13 protein-coding genes are annotated in these 21,771 nt (G+C 50.1%); 9 read left to right on the top strand and 4 right to left on the bottom strand.

Annotation, left to right across the window (positions count from 1 at the left end):
• The first annotated feature begins 229 nt into the window (after positions 1-229).
• On the top strand, positions 230-394 hold the full coding sequence (locus AAIG11_RS08155) for a hypothetical protein (RefSeq protein ID WP_343185747.1): 165 nt from the start codon (positions 230-232) through the stop codon (positions 392-394).
• On the opposite strand, the gene AAIG11_RS08150 is transcribed toward AAIG11_RS08155, so the two are convergent.
• The 4 genes from AAIG11_RS08150 to AAIG11_RS08135 form a co-directional block, all read right to left on the bottom strand.
• Positions 391-1,812 carry a sigma-54-dependent transcriptional regulator gene (locus AAIG11_RS08150; protein ID WP_343185746.1) on the bottom strand — a complete coding sequence of 474 codons (1,422 nt, stop codon included), beginning with the start codon at positions 1,810-1,812 and terminating at the stop codon, positions 391-393. The two genes, AAIG11_RS08155 and AAIG11_RS08150, sit on opposite strands and share 4 nt — an antisense overlap.
• Positions 1,809-3,896 (bottom strand): ATP-binding protein, encoded by a 2,088-nt coding sequence (locus AAIG11_RS08145; RefSeq protein ID WP_343185745.1) that lies wholly within the window; start codon positions 3,894-3,896, stop codon positions 1,809-1,811. Before AAIG11_RS08145 ends, AAIG11_RS08150 begins: the two co-directional genes overlap by 4 nt.
• Before the next feature lie 157 nt (positions 3,897-4,053).
• Positions 4,054-5,079: a sigma-54 interaction domain-containing protein gene (locus AAIG11_RS08140; RefSeq protein WP_343185744.1), complete on the bottom strand. Its 1,026-nt coding sequence runs from the start codon at positions 5,077-5,079 to the stop codon at positions 4,054-4,056.
• Between the two features lie 32 nt (positions 5,080-5,111).
• Entirely contained in the window at positions 5,112-5,975 is an 864-nt protein-coding gene (locus AAIG11_RS08135) for a MurR/RpiR family transcriptional regulator (RefSeq protein ID WP_343185743.1), read from the bottom strand.
• 395 nt (positions 5,976-6,370) lie between these two features.
• Between AAIG11_RS08135 and AAIG11_RS08130 the strand changes: the two genes are divergently transcribed.
• From AAIG11_RS08130 to AAIG11_RS08095, 8 genes are all read left to right on the top strand, one after another.
• A complete protein-coding gene (locus AAIG11_RS08130) occupies positions 6,371-7,480 on the top strand; it encodes a Rossmann-fold NAD(P)-binding domain-containing protein (RefSeq protein WP_343185742.1) in 1,110 nt (369 codons plus the stop codon).
• 17 nt (positions 7,481-7,497) lie between these two features.
• A complete protein-coding gene (locus AAIG11_RS08125; RefSeq protein ID WP_343185741.1) occupies positions 7,498-9,564 on the top strand; it encodes a hydantoinase/oxoprolinase family protein in 2,067 nt (688 codons plus the stop codon).
• Positions 9,565-11,334: a hydantoinase B/oxoprolinase family protein gene (locus AAIG11_RS08120; protein WP_343185740.1), complete on the top strand. Its 1,770-nt coding sequence runs from the start codon at positions 9,565-9,567 to the stop codon at positions 11,332-11,334.
• Positions 11,335-11,359: 25 nt separating this feature from the next.
• Positions 11,360-12,796: a Na+/H+ antiporter NhaC gene (nhaC, locus tag AAIG11_RS08115; protein ID WP_343185739.1), complete on the top strand. Its 1,437-nt coding sequence runs from the start codon at positions 11,360-11,362 to the stop codon at positions 12,794-12,796.
• Between the two features lie 282 nt (positions 12,797-13,078).
• Positions 13,079-15,199: a PAS domain S-box protein gene (locus tag AAIG11_RS08110; protein ID WP_343185738.1), complete on the top strand. Its 2,121-nt coding sequence runs from the start codon at positions 13,079-13,081 to the stop codon at positions 15,197-15,199.
• Positions 15,200-15,534: 335 nt separating this feature from the next.
• Entirely contained in the window at positions 15,535-16,986 is a 1,452-nt protein-coding gene (locus AAIG11_RS08105) for a type I restriction-modification system subunit M (protein ID WP_343185737.1), read from the top strand.
• 2 nt (positions 16,987-16,988) lie between these two features.
• Positions 16,989-18,161 carry a restriction endonuclease subunit S gene (locus AAIG11_RS08100; protein ID WP_343185736.1) on the top strand — a complete coding sequence of 391 codons (1,173 nt, stop codon included), beginning with the start codon at positions 16,989-16,991 and terminating at the stop codon, positions 18,159-18,161.
• Positions 18,162-18,418: 257 nt separating this feature from the next.
• Positions 18,419-21,742 carry a DEAD/DEAH box helicase family protein gene (locus tag AAIG11_RS08095; protein WP_343185735.1) on the top strand — a complete coding sequence of 1,108 codons (3,324 nt, stop codon included), beginning with the start codon at positions 18,419-18,421 and terminating at the stop codon, positions 21,740-21,742.
• The last annotated feature ends 29 nt before the right edge of the window (positions 21,743-21,771 follow it).

Raw genomic sequence — 21,771 nt, 5'->3', positions numbered from 1 at the left:
GGGTTTCTTCCACGGCCATTTTCGCCAGGGCTTCGGCATTGTCGTAGACGACTTTGGCGATGGCCCGCACAAGGGCATCCACCTGGGCCTGGCTGAAGTGGGCATAGGCGGCCTGGGCGCTGCGGGCTTTGTGCATCAGGTCTTCTAAGCGGGGGGTGGTCATGATCGATTTCCTCCGATCCTTATGAAATGAAGATCTGTTTCTTCCTCATACCCTTTTGCAAAAATGATGCCGGAAATATCCGATAAGTATAAAAAAAGTGAATTAGCTGAAAATAGTAAAACCTGGACGTTGAAGAAGCAACGTCCAGGTAAAAAGGAGGGTCCATTTGATTTCATTACAGGAAATAAATTTCCTGCAGGAAATATTTTTCTTGCGATTTCCCGCAATTAATTTCTTGCGGGGGTGCGCAACCCGTATTCGTTAATTTTGTTGTTCAGCTGACGATGGCTGATTTCCAGAATCCTGGAAGCCTCTGATACATTGTAGTCACACTGCTTCAGTACTTCCTGAATATGCCGGCTTTCGGCTTCCTGGCGGATAACCCGCAGGGGTTTGAAAGAACCGGCAGCCCCACCTTCGGAGAAGGTTTCAAATGCTTCAGAAGCAGCTTCCGGCTTGCCGGTGGCCGGTGTCGGTGATTTTGGCGTGGGCAGGTCTTTTTCCATCAACGTGCCCGTGCTGCTGAGCACAATTAACCGTTCAATGATATTGCGCATTTCACGAATGTTCCCTGGGTAGCGATATTCCAGCAGAAATCTTTCCACAGCGGGCTCCATGCCGCTGACTTGTTTTTTCAGATCCTGCTGAATCTGATTGATAAAATAATCAATGTATAAAGGCAGGTCTTCCCGGCGTTCTCTCAGAGGTGGGACTTCCAGCACAATGGTGGCGATTCTGAAATAAAGGTCTTCCCGAAAGCGTCCCTTTCGAATTTCGTCATCCAGGTTTTTATGAGTGGCAGCGATGAGTCGAAAATCAACAGAAAGGGGCTGATTGCTCCCGATGCGCTCTATTTCGTGGTTTTCCAAAACCCGCAGCAGCTTTGCCTGGGTGCTCAGGGGCATGTCGCCAACCTCATCCAGAAACAGGGTGCCGCCGTCAGCTGCTTCAAACCGGCCGATGCGCCGGGCCACTGCCCCTGTAAACGAGCCCTTTTCATGGCCGAACAACTCAGACTCCAGCACGCTGTCTGAAAAAACATGGCAGTTCACCGCCATGAACTGGTTTGCTTCCCGGGAGCTGTTCTGATGAATGTACCGGGCCAGCACTTCCTTCCCCACCCCCGATTCACCCAAAACCAAAATGTTGGCATTGCTGTCGGCCGCCCGTTTCGCAGTTTCAATCAGGTGCCTGAAGTGACCATGATGGGTGTTCAGCATAAAGTCGAACTGATTGGTTTGTTTTTTAAGGGTGCGGTTTTCCAGTTCCAAATGCCGGAAGTGTTTGATTTTTTCAATCTCCAGCAACAGTTCTTCCGGGTCGCTTCCTTTGATCACATAGGTAAAAGCCCCCTGCCTCATGGCCTCCACCGCTTTTTCCACAGAGCCGTAAGCGGTTATGATAATGATACTAATGCCGGGATTGGACCGCCGCACTTCATTCAAGAGGGCAATGCCATCCATGCCTTTCATGCGATAGTCGGTGATCATCAGATCGATTTCGTGTTGGCGGATCAGCGCCATTGCTTCTGCCGCATCAGAAGCCGACAGGGTGCCGTACCCCTGATTGGAAAGCAACAGTTCCAGAACGTGTCGATAGTCTGTATCGTCATCAACAATGAGGATGTTGAAGTTGTGTATTTTTCTCAATGGGAGCCCTCCCTCTTTGTTGGTATCAGAATGCTGAATGTGGTGCCCTGGCCAGGGTGACTTTCCACATGAATTTCGCCGCCGATCTGATGAATCATATTGTAAACAATGTTCAGCCCCAGGCCAACCCCTTCGCCAGGTGGTTTTGTGGTGAAAAACGGGTCAAACACATTCAGCTTCACATCAGGGTTCATGCCAATCCCAGTGTCGGTCACTTGGAGATGAAGAAAATCCTTCGCCTTCTCAAAGTGAATTTCAATTTTCCCCTGGTCGTCAATGGCATCACGGGCATTGGAGATCAGGTTCACCAGGGTGGTGTCCATCACATCCAAAGGCAGGCTCATCTCCAGGGTGTCATCACCCGCTATTCTGATGTCAATGGTTTTATCCTTGAGGGTGCTTTGCTGAAGTTCCACAATACGTGCAATGGAACGCCGCACCGATACGGTTTTCCACTGGCCGGATTCTGTGCGGCTGATGTCCAGCAGGTTATTGAGAATGGCGTTGGCCCGCTGGGCAATCTGATCAATGGTTTCAGCGTATTGCAGTGCCGTGTCAGCGCCCTGAAGACGCTGCTTCAACAGAAACGCGTAATTGCGGATCACCCCCAAGGGGTTTCTGATCTCATGGGCAACGCCGGCAGCCAACTGGCCGATGGCGGCCATTTTGTTTTTCTGAAGCAGTACCTGCTCCTGCTGGTATTCTTCGGTCACATCTTTCAGAGTTAACAGCATTTTACTGACACTGTCGTTACGGTACTCCAGGGGAGCAGTGCCCAGCTCATAAATCCATTTTCCATGCTGAAACACCCGGTCGTGACTGACGCGATCTAAAAAACTGTCTGCCACGACGGGAATGATTTTGGTGTAAAAGGGCTCATCCATGATTTCTTCCAGGGTTTTTCCGGTGAGCTGTGATTCAGATTGCTGAAACCAGCGAAGGGCATACTGATTCAGCAACCTGATGCGGTAATTTCCGTCAACCACCATGATGACATGCTCGATGCCGTCAAATGCATTCTGAAGCTCCTGCCGGCTGTCATCCAGCTCTTTCATTTTATCCTCAATGGCCATGCGCAGGGAGAAGTTGGATGAATAAAAAAGATAGAAGATCAACGACAGAGCCAGCCCAAAAATCACCAGGATGCTCAGGTATCGTTCTGTCAAAGGTTCCCCCACCAGGGGATCAGAGATCCCAAAGATCCTTTGTTGAATGTGGGTCATGGTGCCTGTCTGTTCCAGATTATAGACCGCCTTGTTTACCAGGGAGAACAGGATGGCATGTTCAGTGGGAACAGCCAGGGAGTATTCTTTTTTGAAAACAGGAAAGTCGGTTAGATGAAAATTGGCAGCGGGAAGAGCGGCAATCTGCAAATCCGGCAGATTAGTTGCTGTCTGGCCATTTTCAGGCAACCCGTCCACTTCTTTAAGGGCTTTTAGAATCAGTGGCTCAGGGCCGATGAAAGCGTCTGTCCTGCCTTCCTTCACCGCTTCCAGGCCCTTTCCAATATGGGTGACAACACTGCCCTGATACACCAAGCGCTTTAAACTCAAAAATTCCTGGGTGTAATCCTCTTCAAGAAAGGCTACCCGCAAACCGGCAAAATCATTGACCTGACTGATGAGGCCCGACGAAGCGGTAACGGCGATGCTTCTGATTTCATAAAGGGGCAGGGTGTAACGAAGGATTTCCTTATATTTCATGAGGGGCGGGGCGATGATGAGATCCACCTCACCCTGCTGAAGGGCAGCCACCTGTTCCCCGCGTTCCAGGGGTACCAGTTCAATGGGAACCCCCAGTTCTCTTTCCAGATACCCAAGATACAGCACATCCACGCCACGCCAATAGCCTTCTGAGGAGAAGCCGCTGAGAGGCGCGTTATCCGTCAGAACCGCTGCTTTTAAAGCGCCTTTGGCTTTCAACCAGTGGGTTTCTTCATCTGTCAAAATTTCCAGCCGGGTGCGCTGAAACAGGCTTTTGCCTGTCTGCAGCTGATGGGAACGGTTGACAAAAAGGATCCCCAATACGAACAGCACAAACACAAAATATAAAATACGCTTGGGCCGCAAATGGTACTTCAGCATGGCAGAACGCCTCCCAAAGAAGGTGGTGGTGTAAAGCTGGGGCAAGCATTAGGTAGAAGTGCGAGACTGCTGGCTTCTATTATACACCATGGGAGCTGAAGGAATGACATTCGTTTTTGATCTCGCTTTTTCAACCAGGAACCAATGCAGCGGGCAGTTATTTATCCCTGGTGAGTTTTCGGGAAATGGTGGATGGTGTCACATCCAGCGCCTTTGCCGCCTTCCTCAGGCTGCCGTGCCGTTCAATGGCCTTTTTAATAAGATCAATCTCATACGCTTCCACCATTGCCTTCAAGGGTTTGTCCTGCACAGAGACATCCTTTGCCTGATCAGTCATGCAGTCGGGAGAATCCTTGTGGTTGATGGCATCAATGTAATCCAGATCCTCAACAGAAATCATCTCATTCACGGCGATAAGCACCAGCCGTTCCATGGTGTTTCGCAGTTCCCTGACATTTCCCGTCCACTGACGCATGGAAAAAGCCTCCAGCACACTCCGGTGCAGTCGTTTGTGCGAATTATACTGGCGGTTGAAATGATCGGTGTAATAGAGGGCCAGCAGGGAAATATCTTCCGGCCGTTCCGATAAAGGCGGCAAGGTGATGGGAATCACATTCAGCCTGAAATACAAATCATTTCGGAACAAGCCTTCATCCACCAAGTCTTTCAGGTTTCTGTTAGTGGCACAAATCAGCCGCACATCCGATTTCACTTCCTTAGAGCCGCCGACTCTGACAAACTTGCCATCCTGCAGCACTCTCAGAAGCGTTGACTGCATTCCCAGGGGCATTTCGCCAATTTCATCCATCAGCAGGGTACTGTTCTTGGAAGCCTCAATGAGGCCTTTTTTTCCATGCTTCAGTGCTCCGGTGAAAGCACCCGGCTCGTATCCAAACAGTTCCGATTCCTTCAGGCTGTCAGGAATGGCGGCACAGTTGATTTTCAGAAAAGGCTCCTTGCGCCGGTTGCTGTTGCTGTGGATCAACTCAGCAAGCAGCTCCTTTCCCACGCCAGATTCACCGGTGATGAGAATGGGAGCATCCGACTTGGCGATTCGCAAGCACACGTTGATCAGGTCAACCATGGCCGGGTTGCTGGTGATAATGCTGCCGATTTTGAACGCAGCAAAATTCTGAGGAATGATGGCACAATCATCTTGATCATAAACAACGTCAAATTTCATGATTTTTGATCCCTCCGCCACTGTTTTTCACCTCAGAAATAGAAACCAAAGTCTTTGGCCATATCCTCAAATCGGTTTAAGTAGCTGGCTGATCTGTCTTTGTCGATCTGACTCAACAGAATGATGATCATATTGATGACGCTGAAAGGTGTGGCATAAAAGTCGGTGATGGAGACTGACTGACAGGGAACAGTAAAGGTTACATCAGAAAACGGGGCCAGCGGTGAAGTGGCGTGATCGGTGATGGAAACAACCGCATGCTGACGTTTCTTGAAAAAGCTGACCATTCGAACCGTTTCTTTTGGATAACGGGCAAAACCCAGGGCCAGCACCAGGGCTTCATTGTGAAGCAGTGGCAGGTTATCCAGCTGAGTGGTGGCTCCTGAAGTAATGGCAATGGTATGTTTGCCCAGCTTGTTAAACATCTGATCAATGTAGAGGGCCAGAATACTGGAGCTTCGGGTACCCACCACGATGATTTCCGGTGCAATGATGATTCTTTCCAGAAGTGAGTAGAAGGCGGCCTCATCAAAGCGATCAATGAGTTTGTTGAGGTTGGACAGCTCTTTATGAATGACCACATTCTTAATGTTGCTAATTTGTGGCGCCAGGCTGATCTGAGAAAACTCAAACCGGTCGGCAGAACTGAGTTCAGACATGGCAAAATCCCGCAGTGTGCTTCTTAAATCCTCATAATTTTTAAATCCCAGTTTGGTAATGTACCGCACAATGTGTACCGGTTCAATGGACAAAATTTTCGACACATCGTCCAGGTCAAGAAGCGATACTTTTTTGTAGTTTTCCTTCACGTATGTTGCCAATACCGTTTCAGTTTCATTTAAATCAAGGGATGCTTCAGTCAGCTTTTTCAGGAAATTCTGCTTGTAGTCTTCCACTTAACCATCTCCCTCCCTACTTCAGAATATTTCCATTATTGACTTAAGCATACCATATATCCCGACAAGTTCAAGAAGAGATTCACATAAATGTGCCGTAAATGCAACGAAATCATTAAGCCAAAGGCGATTTTGAAAGAAAAAGAGAAAAACAAAACCATTAACACCAAAATAGTGTTGCGAAAATGCAACATGTGCCAACAATGCAACGAATTTTCCGAACAATCAAACATTGCAACGTTGAAAAATAGCCATTATGGAACAGATAACTTCATGGCATGGTAATTGCACTTAATAGAAGTCATGATGTGAGCAACTGTCGCAGCGTGAAGGCTAAAGCCTGAAAAAGCAGAATGACATGAAAGTAATCAAGTGACAGGACAGGAGGAATGGTGATGCGGTTGGTTAAATCCATCGGTTTTCCAAAGATGCATAAAGAAGAAAGTGAGAAACGGGATTTTCTCCCCCGGTTTTTTGAAGATCTTCAAGGCTATGAAGTGGACATTTGCCTTGAAAAGGGGTACGGAGAAAGACTGGGGTTTACTGAAACTGATTACCTTCAAAGCAACCCCCATATCTGTTTTGCTGACCTTGCAGAGGTCTATCAAAGCGATGCCATCATTGTGCTGCGATGTCCCGAAACAGATGAAATCAATCTCATTCGCGAAGGGGCCGTCTTAATCTCCATGCTCCACTATGAAACCAGAGAAACCAGAAACGAGCTGTTGAGAGAGCGAAAAATCAACTGTTTTTCGATGGATGCCATGGTGAATGATGAAAACGAACGCATTCTGGTGAACTATCGGGGCACCTCCACCGCCGGGTCAAGAATCGCCTTTGAAGAATTAAAGAAAAGAACCAATGATTTCAGGCAGATCCAGGAAAACCTCATTCACATTTCCATCATCGGCGCGGGTGCAGTGGCGGCAAACGCAGCCAAGGCCTTCGAGGCATTTGGAGACAACGAGTTTCTCACAACCGACAAGGGACTGATCATTCATATGCTCCCCAGGGCGGTGACCCAAAAGGAGAGCCTGCTTCAACAAATACTGGCCCACACCCATGTGCTGGTGGATGCCAGCAAAAGACCCGACCCCTCCAGGTTCATCATCAGCAACCAGCTGCTGGCATGCCTGCCGGCGTGCGCCGTCATTCTTGATCTGGCGGCAGATCCCTACAATGAACAGACCACTCCCATCCAGGTGAAGGGCATCGAGGGAATCCCCACAGGCACCCTTGACAAATACATCATTGAACCGGATGATGACATGTATGAACATCTGCCGCCTTCTGTTTCAACAACCAACCGAAGGGTGGTTATCAGCTGCAATGCCTGGCCCGGCGTCGACGCCAAAGAGTGCATGGAGATTTACGGAAAACAGATGATTCCCCATATCGATGTGTTGTTGTCAAAGCCCATCGAAGCACTGGATCTGAACAGCCGGAACCTGTACGAACGGTCTCTTGTGAAGTCTTCCCTGAGTTACTACAGCAGCACAAAATAACGAGAAGAGGTGAAAAGATGTATCGTATCGGAATTGATACCGGTGGCACCAACACAGACGTGGTCTTAACCCATGTGGATACCGGAAGAATCTACTACACCAAGACCCCCACCACCCCTAAAGAACTTTTGAAGGGCATCAATAACGGCATTAACAAAATCGTGGCGCAATGCGGCATCAGCCCCCAGGAAATCAGGGAACTGGTGTATGGCACCACCATTGTGGTGAACATGATCGCCCAAAAAGAAAGCGAAGCAACCGCGCTGATCACCACCAAAGGCTTCAGAGACGTGCTGGAAATCGGCAGGGCCTATCGCAGTGAAAATATCTACGATATCAACATGGAAAAGCCAGAGCCGCTGGTGAAAAGAAACCTCCGGTTTGAAGTGACCGAGCGGATGAACTTCAAGGGAGAAGCCCTGACCCCCGTCAGCGAAACCGAAGTGATGGCCATTGTTGAAAAACTGAAAGAAAAAAACATCAGAGCCGTTGCCGTGTGCCTGATGCACGCCTATGCAAATCCCCAGCATGAAGTTGAAATCAAACGAATCATTCAACGGGAGTGGCCAGAGGTGTATGTGTCGGTGTCCTCAGAGATCATTCCCCAGTTCAGGGAATACGAACGCACCTCCACCACGGTGATCAACGCCTACATGATGCCCAACATGGCATCCCATATCGTGGAGTTTAAGGAGGAAATGGAGAAAAAGCAGATGGCAGCCAACTGCTACATGATGCAGGGCAACGCCGGTATCATGACCTTTGACGCAGCCCTCAGCAAACCGGTATCAGTGTCAGAATCAGGGCCCATTGCAGGTATCATTGCAGCCAACTACATGTGTGAACTGATTGGCGAAAAAAACATCATCACCCTGGACATGGGGGGCACCAGTGCCGATGTGGCCCTGATTCAGAACAACATCATGCGCTTCACCACAGAAAACAGTGTGGAAGGCTACCCCATCAGCATTCCCACCGTTGACCTGAGTTTCATCGGTGCAGGCGGCGGCAGCATTGCCTGGTGTGACGAAGGCGGCGCCCTGAAGGTGGGGCCCATCAGCGCCGGTGCCGACCCGGGGCCGGTATGCTATGGCAAAGGCGGCACCCGGCCAACGGTGACAGACGCCAACCTGGTCACCGGCAGAATCCGGCCGGAAATCTTTGAGGAAAACCTGGAGAACGCCATGGAAAAAACCGCCGCCGCCATCAGGGAATATGTGGCAGAGCCGTTGGCAATTGACCTGGTGAAGGCAGCGGAAGGCATTATTGATGTGGTGAATTCCAATATGATCAGGGCCATTAAGTTCGTTTCCGTTCAGAAAGGATATGATCCCAGAGATTTCACCCTGGTGGCCTTCGGCGGCGCAGGAGGCCTTCATGCAGGAAAACTGGCAGAAGATCTGGAAATCCCCAAGGTAATCGTCCCCTACTCACCGGGCACCTTCTGTGCCTTGGGACTGGTGCTCTCTGACATCAAATGTGACCGGGTGCACACACGGCTGATGACAAAGGAACAAATCAGTGCCCGCCTGCTGAACCAGATCTACACCGAACTTGATCAGCAGGGACTCCGGGAGCTTGAAAAACAGCAGGTGAACAAAGAACATATTCTGCTGGTGCGCACCTGTGACATGCGCTATTTCGGCCAGGCCTTTGAGATCAGTGTGCCCATGCCGTCCAAAGTGCTGAGTGAAGACGACATTGACAACATGATTCACCAGTTTCATACCCTCCACGAACAGGCCTACGGCCACTGCATGCGGGAAGACCCCATTGAGTTTGTCAATTACAGGGTCAGCGCCATCGGCACCTTCAGCAAGCCAGACCTGCTGCAAAATGCCAGATTAATCCAATCTGAAGCAGGCGACGAACGACTGGCCGGCACCGCCATTTTTGCCGGCAGGGAATACCCTGTAGAGGTCATCAACCGGGATTCACTGAAGGCCGGGGAACAGGTGGAAGGCCCCGCCATCATCGCAGAAATGGGTGCCACCACCGTGGTCTACCCCGGTCACACCGCCGTCATTGATGAAATGAAGAACATCGTCATGCACACAAATCTCAAGGGAGAAGAGGTGAAGTAAATGTCCAATGCCATTTTGCTGGAAGTCGTCAACAATGCCCTTCGTTCAGTTGCAGAACAGATGTCGGCCACCATGGTGAGAAGCAGTTATTCCACCATTGTTAAAGAAATGATGGACTGCTCCTCGGCAGTCTTCGACAGCCAGGGAAGGCTGCTGGCCGAAGGTGCCAACGTGCCCATTCACCTGAATTGCCTGGGGCCGTGCCTGAACACGGTGCTCACCAAATACTTCAGTCGGGAAGAGATGTACCCCGGCGACCTGATCCTCACCAACCATCCCTATGCAGGGGGCGAATCTCTGGGGAGCCACCATACCAAAGACCTGATCATGATTGCGCCGGTTTTTTCCGATGAAGAAGCCCTCATCGCTTTCTCTGTGACAATGCTCCACCACAAAGATGTTGGCGGCGTATGGACAGGCGATTCCTGGACAGTGGAAATCTGGCAGGAAGGCTTTCTCATGGAGCCGGTGAAGCTCTACGACAAAGGGGTGCGCAATGAAGCCCTGTGGAATGTGATCCTCAACAACACCCGCAACCCCAGAGATATGAAGGGCGATCTCATGGCCCAGATCTCTGCCTGCAACATCGGCAGCAAGGGTTTTCGGCAAATTGTTAAAAAATATGGGCTGGAACTGGTGAACGCAGTGGTGGAAGACCTCCTCGGCTACTCCGAGCGGTTAACCCGAAACGAGATCAGGCGCATCAAAGACGGCCGGTATGAACACGAAGAAAAAATCCTGGACGACGGCTTCCAGGGAGGACCCTACACCCTGAAGCTCACCGTCATCGTTGAAGGTGACAACATCACCTTCGATTACACCGGCACCGACAAGCAAATTCGGGGGCCCATCAACTCCCCCCTGTCGGCCACCATCTCGGCAACCTATTACACCATGCGGTGCATCACCAATGCCCACATCCCCAGCAACCAGGGCTGCCACCGTCCCGTCACAGTCGTTGCCCCTGAAGGAACCCTGGTGAACTGCACCATGCCCATTGGCTGCTTCCAGCGCATGGTCACCGACCATATTCTGGTGGACCTCATCATGGGCGCCATGGCCCAGGCGATTCCCGACAAGGTGATGGCAGATTCCTGCGGCACCAATTATGACTTCTGCTCAGGCACCAACCTTGAAACCCATCCCCGGGGAGGGGAAGTCAACCACCGCCAGTATTGGGGCGAAATCGTGCCGGGAGGCCTGGGTGCCAGACCCCACAGCGACGGCGTCAGCATCATGTCCTGTCACGTGACCAACTGCCCCATACCACCCCTTGAAGCCCAGGAGATTGAAGCTCCCATGCTCTTCATTGAGCGGTCCATCCTCCCCGATTCAGAGGGAGCAGGAAAATTCCGCAGCGGGTTCGCCCAGCGAAGAAAGTGGCAGCTGCTGGGTTACGACGGCATCTTCTCCCATGTTTCCCAGAAATCCAAAATTCCGCCCCAGGGTATCTTCGGCGGTTTGCCGGGGGAAACCAGCCAGTGGATCATCAATGAAGGAAAGAAAAATGAGCAGGTGCTGGAGTACGCCATGGGAGATGTGATTTTTCTCAACTACGGCGACACCGTTACCTGCATCACCGCCAGTGGAGGAGGCTGCGGCAATCCCTTCGAAAGAGACCCGGAAAAAGTACGGGAAGACGTGGAAATGGGGCTGGTATCTTTTGAAAGGGCCAAAGAGAAGTACGGCGTCGTGATTCATCAGGAAACCTTTGAAGTGGATGCGAAGGAAACGGCAAAAATCAGGGGAAATGCAGGCGGCGACCATTAACCAACAGTGACAAGGGGGTAAAAAAATGGAAAGCTCAAAAGAGAAGTTGAAGGACAACCGGCAGGTAAGCTTTGGAATGGCAGTAGTGGTGATGCTGGCCCTGGCAGCCATCTTCATGGTGGGGTTTGGCGTTTTCAAGATCAACACCCAGGCCATCTTCCTGCTGGCAGTGGTGGCAGCCGCCATTGCCGGCCTGTTGAGCGGCTTCACACTGGAAGAAGTACACCAGTTCTTTCTTGATGGATGTGGAAAAGTCATCATGGCAGCCATGATCCTCATGACGGTGGGGGCTGTCATCGGCTCGTGGATTGTGTCCGGCATCGTTCCCACCATCATCTACTATGGGCTGGGTGTGTTAACGCCTACCTCCTTCCTGCTGGCCGGCTTCTTTATTTGCTGTATTCTTTCCTTTTTCACAGGAAGCTCCTATTCAGCCATATCCACTTTGGGGGTGGCGTTTATGGGGATCAGCATTGGCCTGAACATCAATCCGGCCATTACCGCAGGCATGATCGTCTCCGGCTCTGTATTCGGAGACAAGCTGTCCCCCTTTTCCGACTCCACCAACCTGGCCGCCGCCATGGCTGACGCCAATGTCTTTGACCACGTCAGGTCCATGCTGTACACCACGGTGCCGGCCATGATCATCTCCGCCGTGCTCTACTTTATCATCAGCATGCGCTACAGTGCAGAAACACTGGATACGACCATCATCATCAGCATGCAGCAGGCCCTGACACAGAACTTCAACATCAACCCGCTGCTGCTGTTGGTCCCCATTATCACGGTTGTGCTGGCCGTCAAAAAAGTGCCGCCCATTGCGGCCCTCGTCGCCAGTGCGCTGCTGGGAATCGTCATGGCCTTCATCTTCCAGGGCGGCATTTATGACATCAAAACCATCATGAGCTCTCTGGGTACAGGGTTCTCCATCAACACCGACATTGCTGATTTAAACAGACTGCTTTCAAGAGGCGGCATGCTGGGAATGATGGGTGCCACCGCCCTGGCATTTCTCGCAGTTGGAATGGGAGAAATTTTGCAGCGAATCGGTGTGCTCACCGTGATTCTCAGCAAACTGAGCAAAGTGGTTAACTCCAAACCTGCAGTGGTCATCTCCACCCTGGTGATTGGCTTAGTGGTCACCGTACTGTGTGCCAGCCAGTATATCGCCATCATTTTAACAGGCCAGATTATGAAAAACTCCTATAAAAAGTATGAACTGAGCCGGGTGGTGCTATCAAGAACACTGGAAGATGGCGGTACCATCTTTGCCTACCTGGTGCCCTGGTCAACGGCAGCGGTGTTTGTCAGCGGCGTTCTGGGTGTCGATGTCTTCGCCTACGCCCCCTACGCATTCTTCTGCATCCTTTGCCCCATCATCGCAGCCATCTACGCACTGGTAGGCTTCGCCCAGTTTAAAGAGGTGTATGAAGACGAAGCAGAAGTGGTTGCGGAAGTGTAACGAATGATATGGAAAATTGATTCAGATTGCTTCAGCTTGAAGCGGGCCGCCTGGCCCGCTTTTCCTGTTTGCCCTTTCAAGTCTCCACCGATTCCTCGCGTAGCAATTCGCAGTCAGTTCATCGAGTAAAAATCAAATAAATGGATATGTATTCTCTATAATCATAAATGAATGAGATCCATCTGCCGGCATGATCACAGTGAAAGGCAGAGAATAAAAAAAGAATCATCATGAAGAATCATCAATAGGAAGAGAATTCATTAAGCATGAGGAGGGTGCCGTATGGTAAAAGGGAACGGCAACCATTCAACCGATCGGCAGCAGTTTAATGACATTACCCAGCAACATCATGAAAAAGAGGCACTAAAGCAGATGATGGTCTTTAACCGGCAATTTATGGAAACCAACCAGGCGCCGGATCTTAACGAAATCATCGCCTTCATGCGCGCCATCACCGGGGCCGACTATGCCTTCCTAAACCTTCTTGACGAAAGCACCATGGAAGTCGTCACAGAGGCTGTTGCCGGCCCGCCTGAATACCTGATGAAAATGTCCAGTCTCCTGGGCTTTCAACTGGTGGGCAAAAGGTGGCCCTACGATCAGGCCCGCCGCGCAGCCATTGAGACAAGCAATCTGACCACCTTCAACAGCCTTCAGGAGAGCATGGGCAATGTGTTCCCGGCCACCCTTGTCAGCCTGCTGGAAAAAACCCTTCACCTGGGGCAGGTGGCTGTCATCAAAATCAACAAAATGGATCAAATCATGGGGGAGTTCACCCTGATCATGCACAAGGGTAAATCCCTGATCAATCAGGAACTGGCTGATCTTTTCGCCTCCCAGGTGGGGCTGTTCCTTGATCGGTCAAAAAACCTGCAGGATCTGGAAGATGAGCGGAACCGTCTCAACGAAATTATTCAGGCCACCCATGTGGCTATCTGGGAATACAATGTGCAGACAGGCGAAAACGACTATAATGACCGGTGGGCTGAAATGCTGGGCTATTCGATTTCAGAGCTGCAGCCCACCGATGCCCAAGCATGGCGCCACATGATTCACCCTGATGATCTCAAAAAAGCCTATTCTATTTTTGACGAGGCCGCTGAAAAGGGTTCTATGTTCACCGTCGAGTTTCGAATGAAGCACAAAGCAGGTCACTGGGTGTGGGTGGAAGACAGGGGCAAAGTGGTTTCTCGTACAAATGATGGCAAACCCCTGATCATGAGAGGCACCCGCACAGACATTACAGAGCGAAAAGAAATGGAACTGGCCCTGGAAAAAAATGAACAGGCCTACCGTGCCTATGTGGATAAATCTCCCCTGGGCATTTTCGTCACAGACCACGAAACCCGTTACCTGCGGGCAAACCCGGCAGGCTGTGAGATGACCGGGTACACAGAGGAAGAACTGAAAACCATGAAAGTCATCGATCTTCTGCCCCCGGAACTGGGGGCAGCCGGCAAAGTGGGAAAGGGAGAAGAAAAGGATCTGGGTCCCGTTTCAGGCGAGTACATCGGCCTTCGTAAAAATGGGGAACGATACTGGGGCAGCATCCACATTGCCCGTATTGACGAAAATCAGCTGGTCGCCTTTTGTGAAGACATTACCCAGCGAAAACAGGTGGAAGAAAAGCTGCAGGAATTCACCCAACTGCTGGAACAGAAGAACCAGCAACTGGAAGCAGCCCTGGGCCAGGCCAAAGATGCCAATGAAGCCAAGAGCCGTTACCTCTCCCACATGAACCACGAAATGCGCACCCCCCTCAACGGATTCATCGGTTTCATTCAACTTCTTGAAACCACGCCACTGGATGAAGAGCAGGCGGAGTTCCTTCACAACATGCAACAGGCCGCCAGCAATTTGCTGGCCATTATCAATAACGTGCTGGATTACGCCAAAATTGAAGCCGGAGGAATCAAACTGAATAAAAGAGTCTTCTGCCTGGAAGATGAAATACAAATAGCCTTTGCCCCCCTTCGCTCCCTGGCCATTCAAAAGCACCTTCGCCTGGAAATAACCCTGGCCAATAACCTGCCACACCAAGCGTTGGCAGATCCAGACCGGCTGCGGCAGATCATCCTGAACCTGGGCGGCAATGCCATCAAGTTCACTGAAAAAGGTGAGGTGCACATCGCCATCCATTGTGAGGAAACCGCCGAACACCACCACTTGAAGCTGGTGGTGGAAGACACCGGACCCGGCATGACCCAAGAAACCCTGAAAAAACTCTTCCGGCCCTTCTACCAGGCAGATGACGGCTCAGTGTCTCAATCAAAAGGCACAGGGCTGGGCCTGGCCATCACCCGTGAGCTGGTGGAGCTGATGGGCGGCGAAATCAAGATCACCAGCACACCGGGCGTGGGCACCCGGGTTGAGGTCAATGTGAAACTAGCCAGGACAACGTAATAGCAGCATCATTCAAAAAAGCCTGTGGCGTGCAATGCTCAACGGATTGCATGCCGCAGGCTTTTTAAGGTATAGGAAATAGCATGCGTAATACGGCTGTGGACAAAATCACCTATTCACTGTAATACCGCCGCAGGCGGTTTTGTAGCTCTATGGCACACACCACTGACACTGGTAGACCCAAAAGTTAAAAAAAGATGAAAAAGGTGAACAGTATTTCAATAAAATTGAAGAAATATTCCCGTTTTTGACGAATAAAACCTGTATAATGGAAGGCAAGGGTATCTTCACCCATATCACTCAAAGTGACACAACAAAACAACAGGAGGCAACACATGATCACAGGCGAACTGAAAAACAAAGTAGACAAAATCTGGGAAATCTTTTGGACAGGCGGCATCACCAACCCCCTCTCCGTCATCGAACAATTCACCTACCTCCTCTTTATCAAAGGGCTGGACGATAAACAAACGGACCTGGAGCAAAACGCCGAAATCCTGGGCATTGAACCCGAGCGCATGTTCGCCCCAGACCAGGAAAACTACCGCTGGAAAAACTTCAAGCAGCTCCACGCCAACGCCATGTACGAAGTGGTGAGTAAGCAAGTCTTTCCCTTTATCAAAAACATGCACGGCGACGCCAACTCCGCCTTCGCCAAATACATGGACGACGCCATCTTCATGATCCCCACTCCCCAGATGCTGGAAAAAATCGTCACCAACGTTGACGCCCTGCCCCTGGAAGACCGGGACGCCAACGGCGATCTCTACGAATACCTGCTGACCAAGCTATCCACCGCCGGCACCAACGGCCAGTTCCGCACACCCCGCCACATCATCCGCATGATGGTGGCCCTCATGCAACCCACCCCCACGGACACCATCATCGACCCCGCCGCCGGTTCTGCCGGTTTTCTGGTGGCCGCCGGTGAATACCTGCAGAAAAATCACGAAGACCTCTTTGCCAACAAAGAGCTGAAAGAGCATTACAGCAAAACCATGTTCCACGGCAACGACATGGACCGCACCATGCTCCGCATCGGCGCCATGAACATGATGCTTCACGGCGTGGAAAACCCCAACATCGAATACCGGGACTCCCTGGCGGAAGTGAACAAAGACAAAGACCGCTATACTTTGGTGTTGGCTAATCCCCCCTTTAAAGGCTCCCTGGACTACGACAGCGTTTCTGCCGAGCTGCTGCAAATAACTAAAACCAAAAAGACAGAGATCCTCTTCCTGTCCCTGTTTTTGCGCATCCTGAAAAAAGGCGGCCGGGTGGCCTCCATTGTCCCCGACGGTGTCCTCTTTGGCAGCTCCAACGCTCACAAAGCCATCCGCAAGGAAATCATCGAAAACCACCACCTTCACGCCATTATTTCCATGCCCAGCGGCGTCTTCAAACCCTATGCCGGCGTGTCCACTGCCATTATGATCTTCACCAAAACCGGCTCCGGCGGCACCGACAAAGTCTGGTTCTACGACATGAAAGCCGACGGCTATTCCCTGGACGACAAGCGCCAGCCCATTGAGCAGAACGACATCCAGGACATCATCCACCGCTTCCACAACCGGGAAGCAGAGCAGGACCGAAAGCGAACAGAGCAATCCTTTCTGGTGGACAAAGCAGAGATTGTGGGGAATGATTACGACCTGTCCATTAACCGGTACAAGGAAACGGAATATGAAGAAGTGCAGTACGAAGCACCTAAAGTGATTATTGGGAAAATCAGAACCCTGGAACAGCAGATTCTTGATGGGTTGGATGACATTGAGAGGATGGTGTAGGGGTGGAGATTGTAAAGCTAAAAGATGTTGCTGAAATTGTTTCTGGAAGCACTCCAAAAACCAATAAAAAAGAATATTGGGAAGGCAGAATATATTGGATAACACCAGCTGATTTAGAAAAAAAGAGTAACGGATATATCTACTCAACAAGCAGGAAAATAACCGATGAAGGATTTGAATCCAGCAATCTTAAAATGCTTCCAGTTGGCACAGTCCTATTAACAACAAGAGCGCCAATCGGAAAAGTAGCCTTGGCAGGTGTTGAGCTTTGTACAAATCAGGGATTCAAGAATATCATTTGTAATAGCGCTGTTTTGGATAGCGAGTATTTGTACTATTATTTAGCAAGCCAATATGATCAACTTAATGCATTGGGTAGAGGAGCCACTTTCAAGGAAATATCTAAGAAAATTGTGGAGGATATTGTCATCCCCCTGCCGCCCATCAAAATCCAGCAAAAAATCGTCCAAGTCCTGGACAAAGCACAGTCGCTCATCGACAAGCGAAAAGAGCAGATTGAGCTGATGGATGAGCTGATTCAATCCACGTTTTATGAGATGTTTGGAGATCCGGCAATAAACAAGCATAGTTGGACAAATTCAAGCATTGGAGAAAGTTGTTATTTTGTCAAAGATGGTCCACATAAATCCCTTGAATATGTTGAGAGCGGCATACCGTTTGTTTCTGTTAAGGATATAATTAAAGGAAAATGGGATTTTTCAGAGGTTAGATATATAAGCAACGAAGTATATGAAGAAAACAAAAGCAGATGTAAGCCAGATTACGGAGATATACTATATACTAAAGGTGGAACAACTGGGTATGCAAAACTTGTTGATATTGACATAAAATTTTTAAATTGGGTACACATAGCGGTTCTAAAATTTGATAAAGATAAGATAAATGGCAAGTATTTTGAGCAAATGCTAAATTCCAAATACTGTTACGAACAAGCACAAAAATACACCAGGGGTATTGCTAATAGAGATCTGGTGTTAAGTCAAATGAAAAGAATTAGAATTGTTGTACCTCCTTTGAAACTCCAAAACCAATTCGCCGAGATTGTCCAAAAAATCGAAGTCCAAAAACAACTCATGGAGCAATCACTAACCGAAATGGAAAACAACTACAACAGCCTGATGCAACGAGCCTTTAGTGGAAAGAGTTTCAATTAGTTGCCGAAACAAAGAAAAGACAAAGATACTGATAAGTCACCTCAGATCAACAACTTCAAAAGAGATTGCATCATTTGTGGGCATCCGTGTATAATACTACTGAGGAACAAAAACTCTCCAGAGTTTTTGTCGAGAGGGTGCCCGCACCATCTCGATTTTTTTTGCTCAAAACTTAATGATTATTCACACAGTTTGTCCATACGATATGTTAAAATGAACATAGTGCCTGTTAGTCTGACACCGAAAGGAGAACGCCTATGCCCGGCAACTTCCAGTTTCTGCAAAAAGAAGCCAAGTACCGTTCCTTTTGTGATGCTTGTATAGAGGCGGAAAAAAGCCTGGTGGTTTCCTACGCCACCACCGCCATCCTCACCCGCCGGGCACTGGAGCTGGCGGTGAAATGGGTGTACAGCTTCGACGAAGCCCTCACGGTTCCTTACGACGAAAAGCTGGGGGCCCTCCTCCACGATTACCAGTTCAAAAGCACCATCGACAGCCAGCTCTTCCCCATGCTCATCTACATCCAAAAACTGGGTAACAAGGCCGTTCATTCCGCCTCTCCCATTACCCGGGAGCAAGCGGTGCTGGCCCTGAAAAACCTCTTTGCCTTTACCGGCTGGATTGACTACTGTTATTCAGAAGACTATGCCGAAGCTCACTTTGACGAAAACCTGTTGCCGGACAAAGCCCAGGAGCAGAAAACCCTTCAGGAGCTTCAGGCCCTGCAGCAACGTTTGGGTGCCCAGGATCAAAAGCTGGAAGAAATCATTGCGGAGAACCAGCGGCTGCGCCAGGAAAACACTGCCAAGCGGGAAGCCAACCGTCAGCAGCGTACCTACAAAGTGGACGAAATTACCGAGTTCCAGACCCGGAAGCTCTACATCGACCTGGAGCTGGAGTTGTGCGGCTGGACCTTCGGTAAAAACTGCCTGGAAGAAGTGGAAGTCACCGGTATGCCCAACGCCAGCGGCATAGGTTTTATCGACTATGTACTCTATGGGGATGACGGCAAGCCCCTGGCCGTGGTGGAAGCCAAGAAAACCAGCATTGACCCCAAAATGGGACAGGTGCAGGCGGAACGTTACGCCGACTGTCTGGAAAAACAGTATGGCTACCGGCCCCTTATCTTTTATACCAACGGATTCGAATATTACCTATGGGATGACCGCAGTTACCCGGAACGCATGGTGTCCGGCCTTTACACCAAGGAAGAACTACTTTGGACCCTGTACCGGCGGGATCACCGCCAATCTCTGGAAAACCCCATGATCAACGACGCTATCACCAACCGGGCTTATCAGAAACTGGCCATTGGTGCCGTTTGCCATTCCTTGAACCGTGGCAACCGAAAAGCCCTGCTGGTCATGGCCACCGGCTCAGGAAAGACGCGTACCGCTATCTCTTTGGTGGATGTGCTCCTCAGCCGGGGATGGATCAAAAACGCCCTTTTCCTGGCAGACCGTACCGCACTGGTGCGCCAGGCCAAAAAGAACTTCAAGCACCAGCTGCCGGAGCTGTCCCTGTGCAACCTGCTGGACAGCAAAGACAACCCGGAAAGCCGCATGGTTTTTTCCACCTACCCCACCATGATGAACGCCATTGACGATGTGAAAAACAGCACCGGGCAGAAGCTTTTTACCCGGGGCCATTTTGACCTGATCATCATTGACGAAAGCCACCGCAGCATCTACAAGAAATACCAGGCCATCTTTTCCTATTTTGATGCCATTCTCATCGGCCTCACCGCCACCCCCCGCAACGATCTGGATAAAAACACCTATGAAATCTTTGAACTGGAAAACAACGTGCCCACCTACGCCTACGAACTGGATGAAGCCATCAATGACGGCTATCTGGTGCCTTACCATACCATCGAAACCAAAATGAAGTTTCTGGAAGAAGGCATCCACTACGATGACCTGCCGGAAGACGAGAAAGAACTCTTTGAAGAAACCTTTGACGATGACGTGCGGGACATCAGCAGCGAAGAGCTGAACGCTTTTCTATTCAACAGCGACACCGTGGACAGGGTGATCAGAGAGCTGATGGAAAAGGGGCTGAAGGTGGAAGGCGGCGACAAACTGGGTAAGACCATTGTTTTCGCCAAAAATAAAAAACACGCCGATTTCATTGTAAAGCGGTTCAACCTCCTGTACCCGGAATACAAGGGGGAATTTGCATTGCCTGTATACACTGGTATCAACTATGTTACCGCCACCATGGACGATTTTGAAGTGAAGGAGCGACTGCCCCAGATTGCCGTTTCAGTTGACATGCTGGACACCGGCATCGACATTCCCGAAATCCTGAACCTGGTCTTTTTCAAAAAGGTACGGTCCAAAACCAAGTTCTGGCAGATGATCGGCCGGGGCACCCGCCTGTGTGAAAATCTCTTCGGGGCCGGTATCCACAAGGAAGAGTTCCGCATCTTCGACTACTGTGGCAACTTTGAGTTCTTCCGGGTGGACAAGAACGGCAAGGAAGCCAAAATGATGGTGAGCCTCACAGAGAAGCTGTTCAACGTAAAGCTGGGCATCATCCGGGAGCTGCAGAACCTGGACTACCAGCGGGAAGATTACGAAGCCCATCGAAAAGCACTGATAGAAGCCGTATTGGCAGAAGTGCTGAAGATAGACGAGAATAAGTTCAGTGCACGGATGAAGCTGAAATATATACATAAGTTCAACCAGCGACAGGACTATGAAAACCTCTCCGAGAACGACCTGCGGGAACTGGCGGAGCATGTGGCGCCCCTGATCCCCGCCCTGGACGAAGAAGAAATGGCCAAACGCTTCGATTACCTGATGTACACCATTGAATACGCCGAGCTGAAGGGGCTGGAATCTTCCAAACCAAAACGAAAAGTGGTCACCACCGCAGAAAAGCTGTCGGAAAAAGGCACCATCGAAAAAGTACGGCAGCAGGAAGAACTGATTCGCCGCGTCCAAACCCAGGAGTTCTGGGATCATGCCGATTTAATGGACTATGAGATGGTGCGGGAAGCCTTCCGTGACCTTGTGCGATACATCGAAGAAAAAACCAAAAAAATCTATTACACCAACTTCACGGATGAAGTCATTGATTCAAACACCCGGATCGGTGATTTCAAAGTCAACTACCTGGAAAACTACCGGAAGAAAGTAAACCGATACCTGAAAGACAACCAGGACGATATCGTGGTTTACAAATTGCGCCATAACCGGCAACTGAGTACCGATGACCTGAAGCACCTGGAGCAGGTGCTCTGGCACGACCTGGGCACCCGGGAAGACTACCAGAAAGAGTTTGGCGACGAGCCCTTGATGAAATTGGCCGGCGAAATCGTGGGCCTGGACCCAAAAGCCGCCAACGAAGTCTTCGCCGAATTTCTCTCCGACGAAAACTTAAACCAAAACCAGATGGAGTTCGTGAACCTCATCGTCAAACACATCATTCAAAACGGCAGCCTGGATAAAAAGGTGCTGAACGAGCACCCATTTAATAAAGCGGGGAATGTGCAACAACTTTTTGATAAAAAGATTGACACTGCGGTGAAGATTGTTCATGTGATTGATCGGTTGAATGATAGGTTGAGTGTGTGAGGGAAGAGAAGAGAGAAAGAGTGCCGTCA

This window comes from Anoxynatronum sibiricum (genome assembly GCF_039414295.1).
Lineage (GTDB): Bacteria > Bacillota > Clostridia > Peptostreptococcales > Tindalliaceae > Anoxynatronum > Anoxynatronum sibiricum.
Note: the sequence above shows the minus strand (reverse complement) of the source record. Positions and strands in the feature narration are given on the sequence as shown.

Bases quoted from the DNA above. Each gene is read 5' to 3' on its own strand.
- AAIG11_RS08130 (WP_343185742.1), top strand. From the start codon at position 6,371: ATGCGGTTGGTTAAATCCATCGGTTTTCCAAAGATGCATAAAGAAGAA.
- nhaC (WP_343185739.1), top strand. From the start codon at position 11,360: ATGGAAAGCTCAAAAGAGAAGTTGAAGGACAACCGGCAGGTAAGCTTT.
- AAIG11_RS08145 (WP_343185745.1), bottom strand. From the start codon at position 3,896: ATGCTGAAGTACCATTTGCGGCCCAAGCGTATTTTATATTTTGTGTTT.
- AAIG11_RS08140 (WP_343185744.1), bottom strand. From the start codon at position 5,079: ATGAAATTTGACGTTGTTTATGATCAAGATGATTGTGCCATCATTCCT.
- AAIG11_RS08120 (WP_343185740.1), top strand. From the start codon at position 9,565: ATGTCCAATGCCATTTTGCTGGAAGTCGTCAACAATGCCCTTCGTTCA.
- AAIG11_RS08125 (WP_343185741.1), top strand. From the start codon at position 7,498: ATGTATCGTATCGGAATTGATACCGGTGGCACCAACACAGACGTGGTC.
- AAIG11_RS08110 (WP_343185738.1), top strand. From the start codon at position 13,079: ATGGTAAAAGGGAACGGCAACCATTCAACCGATCGGCAGCAGTTTAAT.
- AAIG11_RS08105 (WP_343185737.1), top strand. From the start codon at position 15,535: ATGATCACAGGCGAACTGAAAAACAAAGTAGACAAAATCTGGGAAATC.
- AAIG11_RS08155 (WP_343185747.1), top strand. From the start codon at position 230: ATGCCGGAAATATCCGATAAGTATAAAAAAAGTGAATTAGCTGAAAAT.
- AAIG11_RS08095 (WP_343185735.1), top strand. From the start codon at position 18,419: ATGCCCGGCAACTTCCAGTTTCTGCAAAAAGAAGCCAAGTACCGTTCC.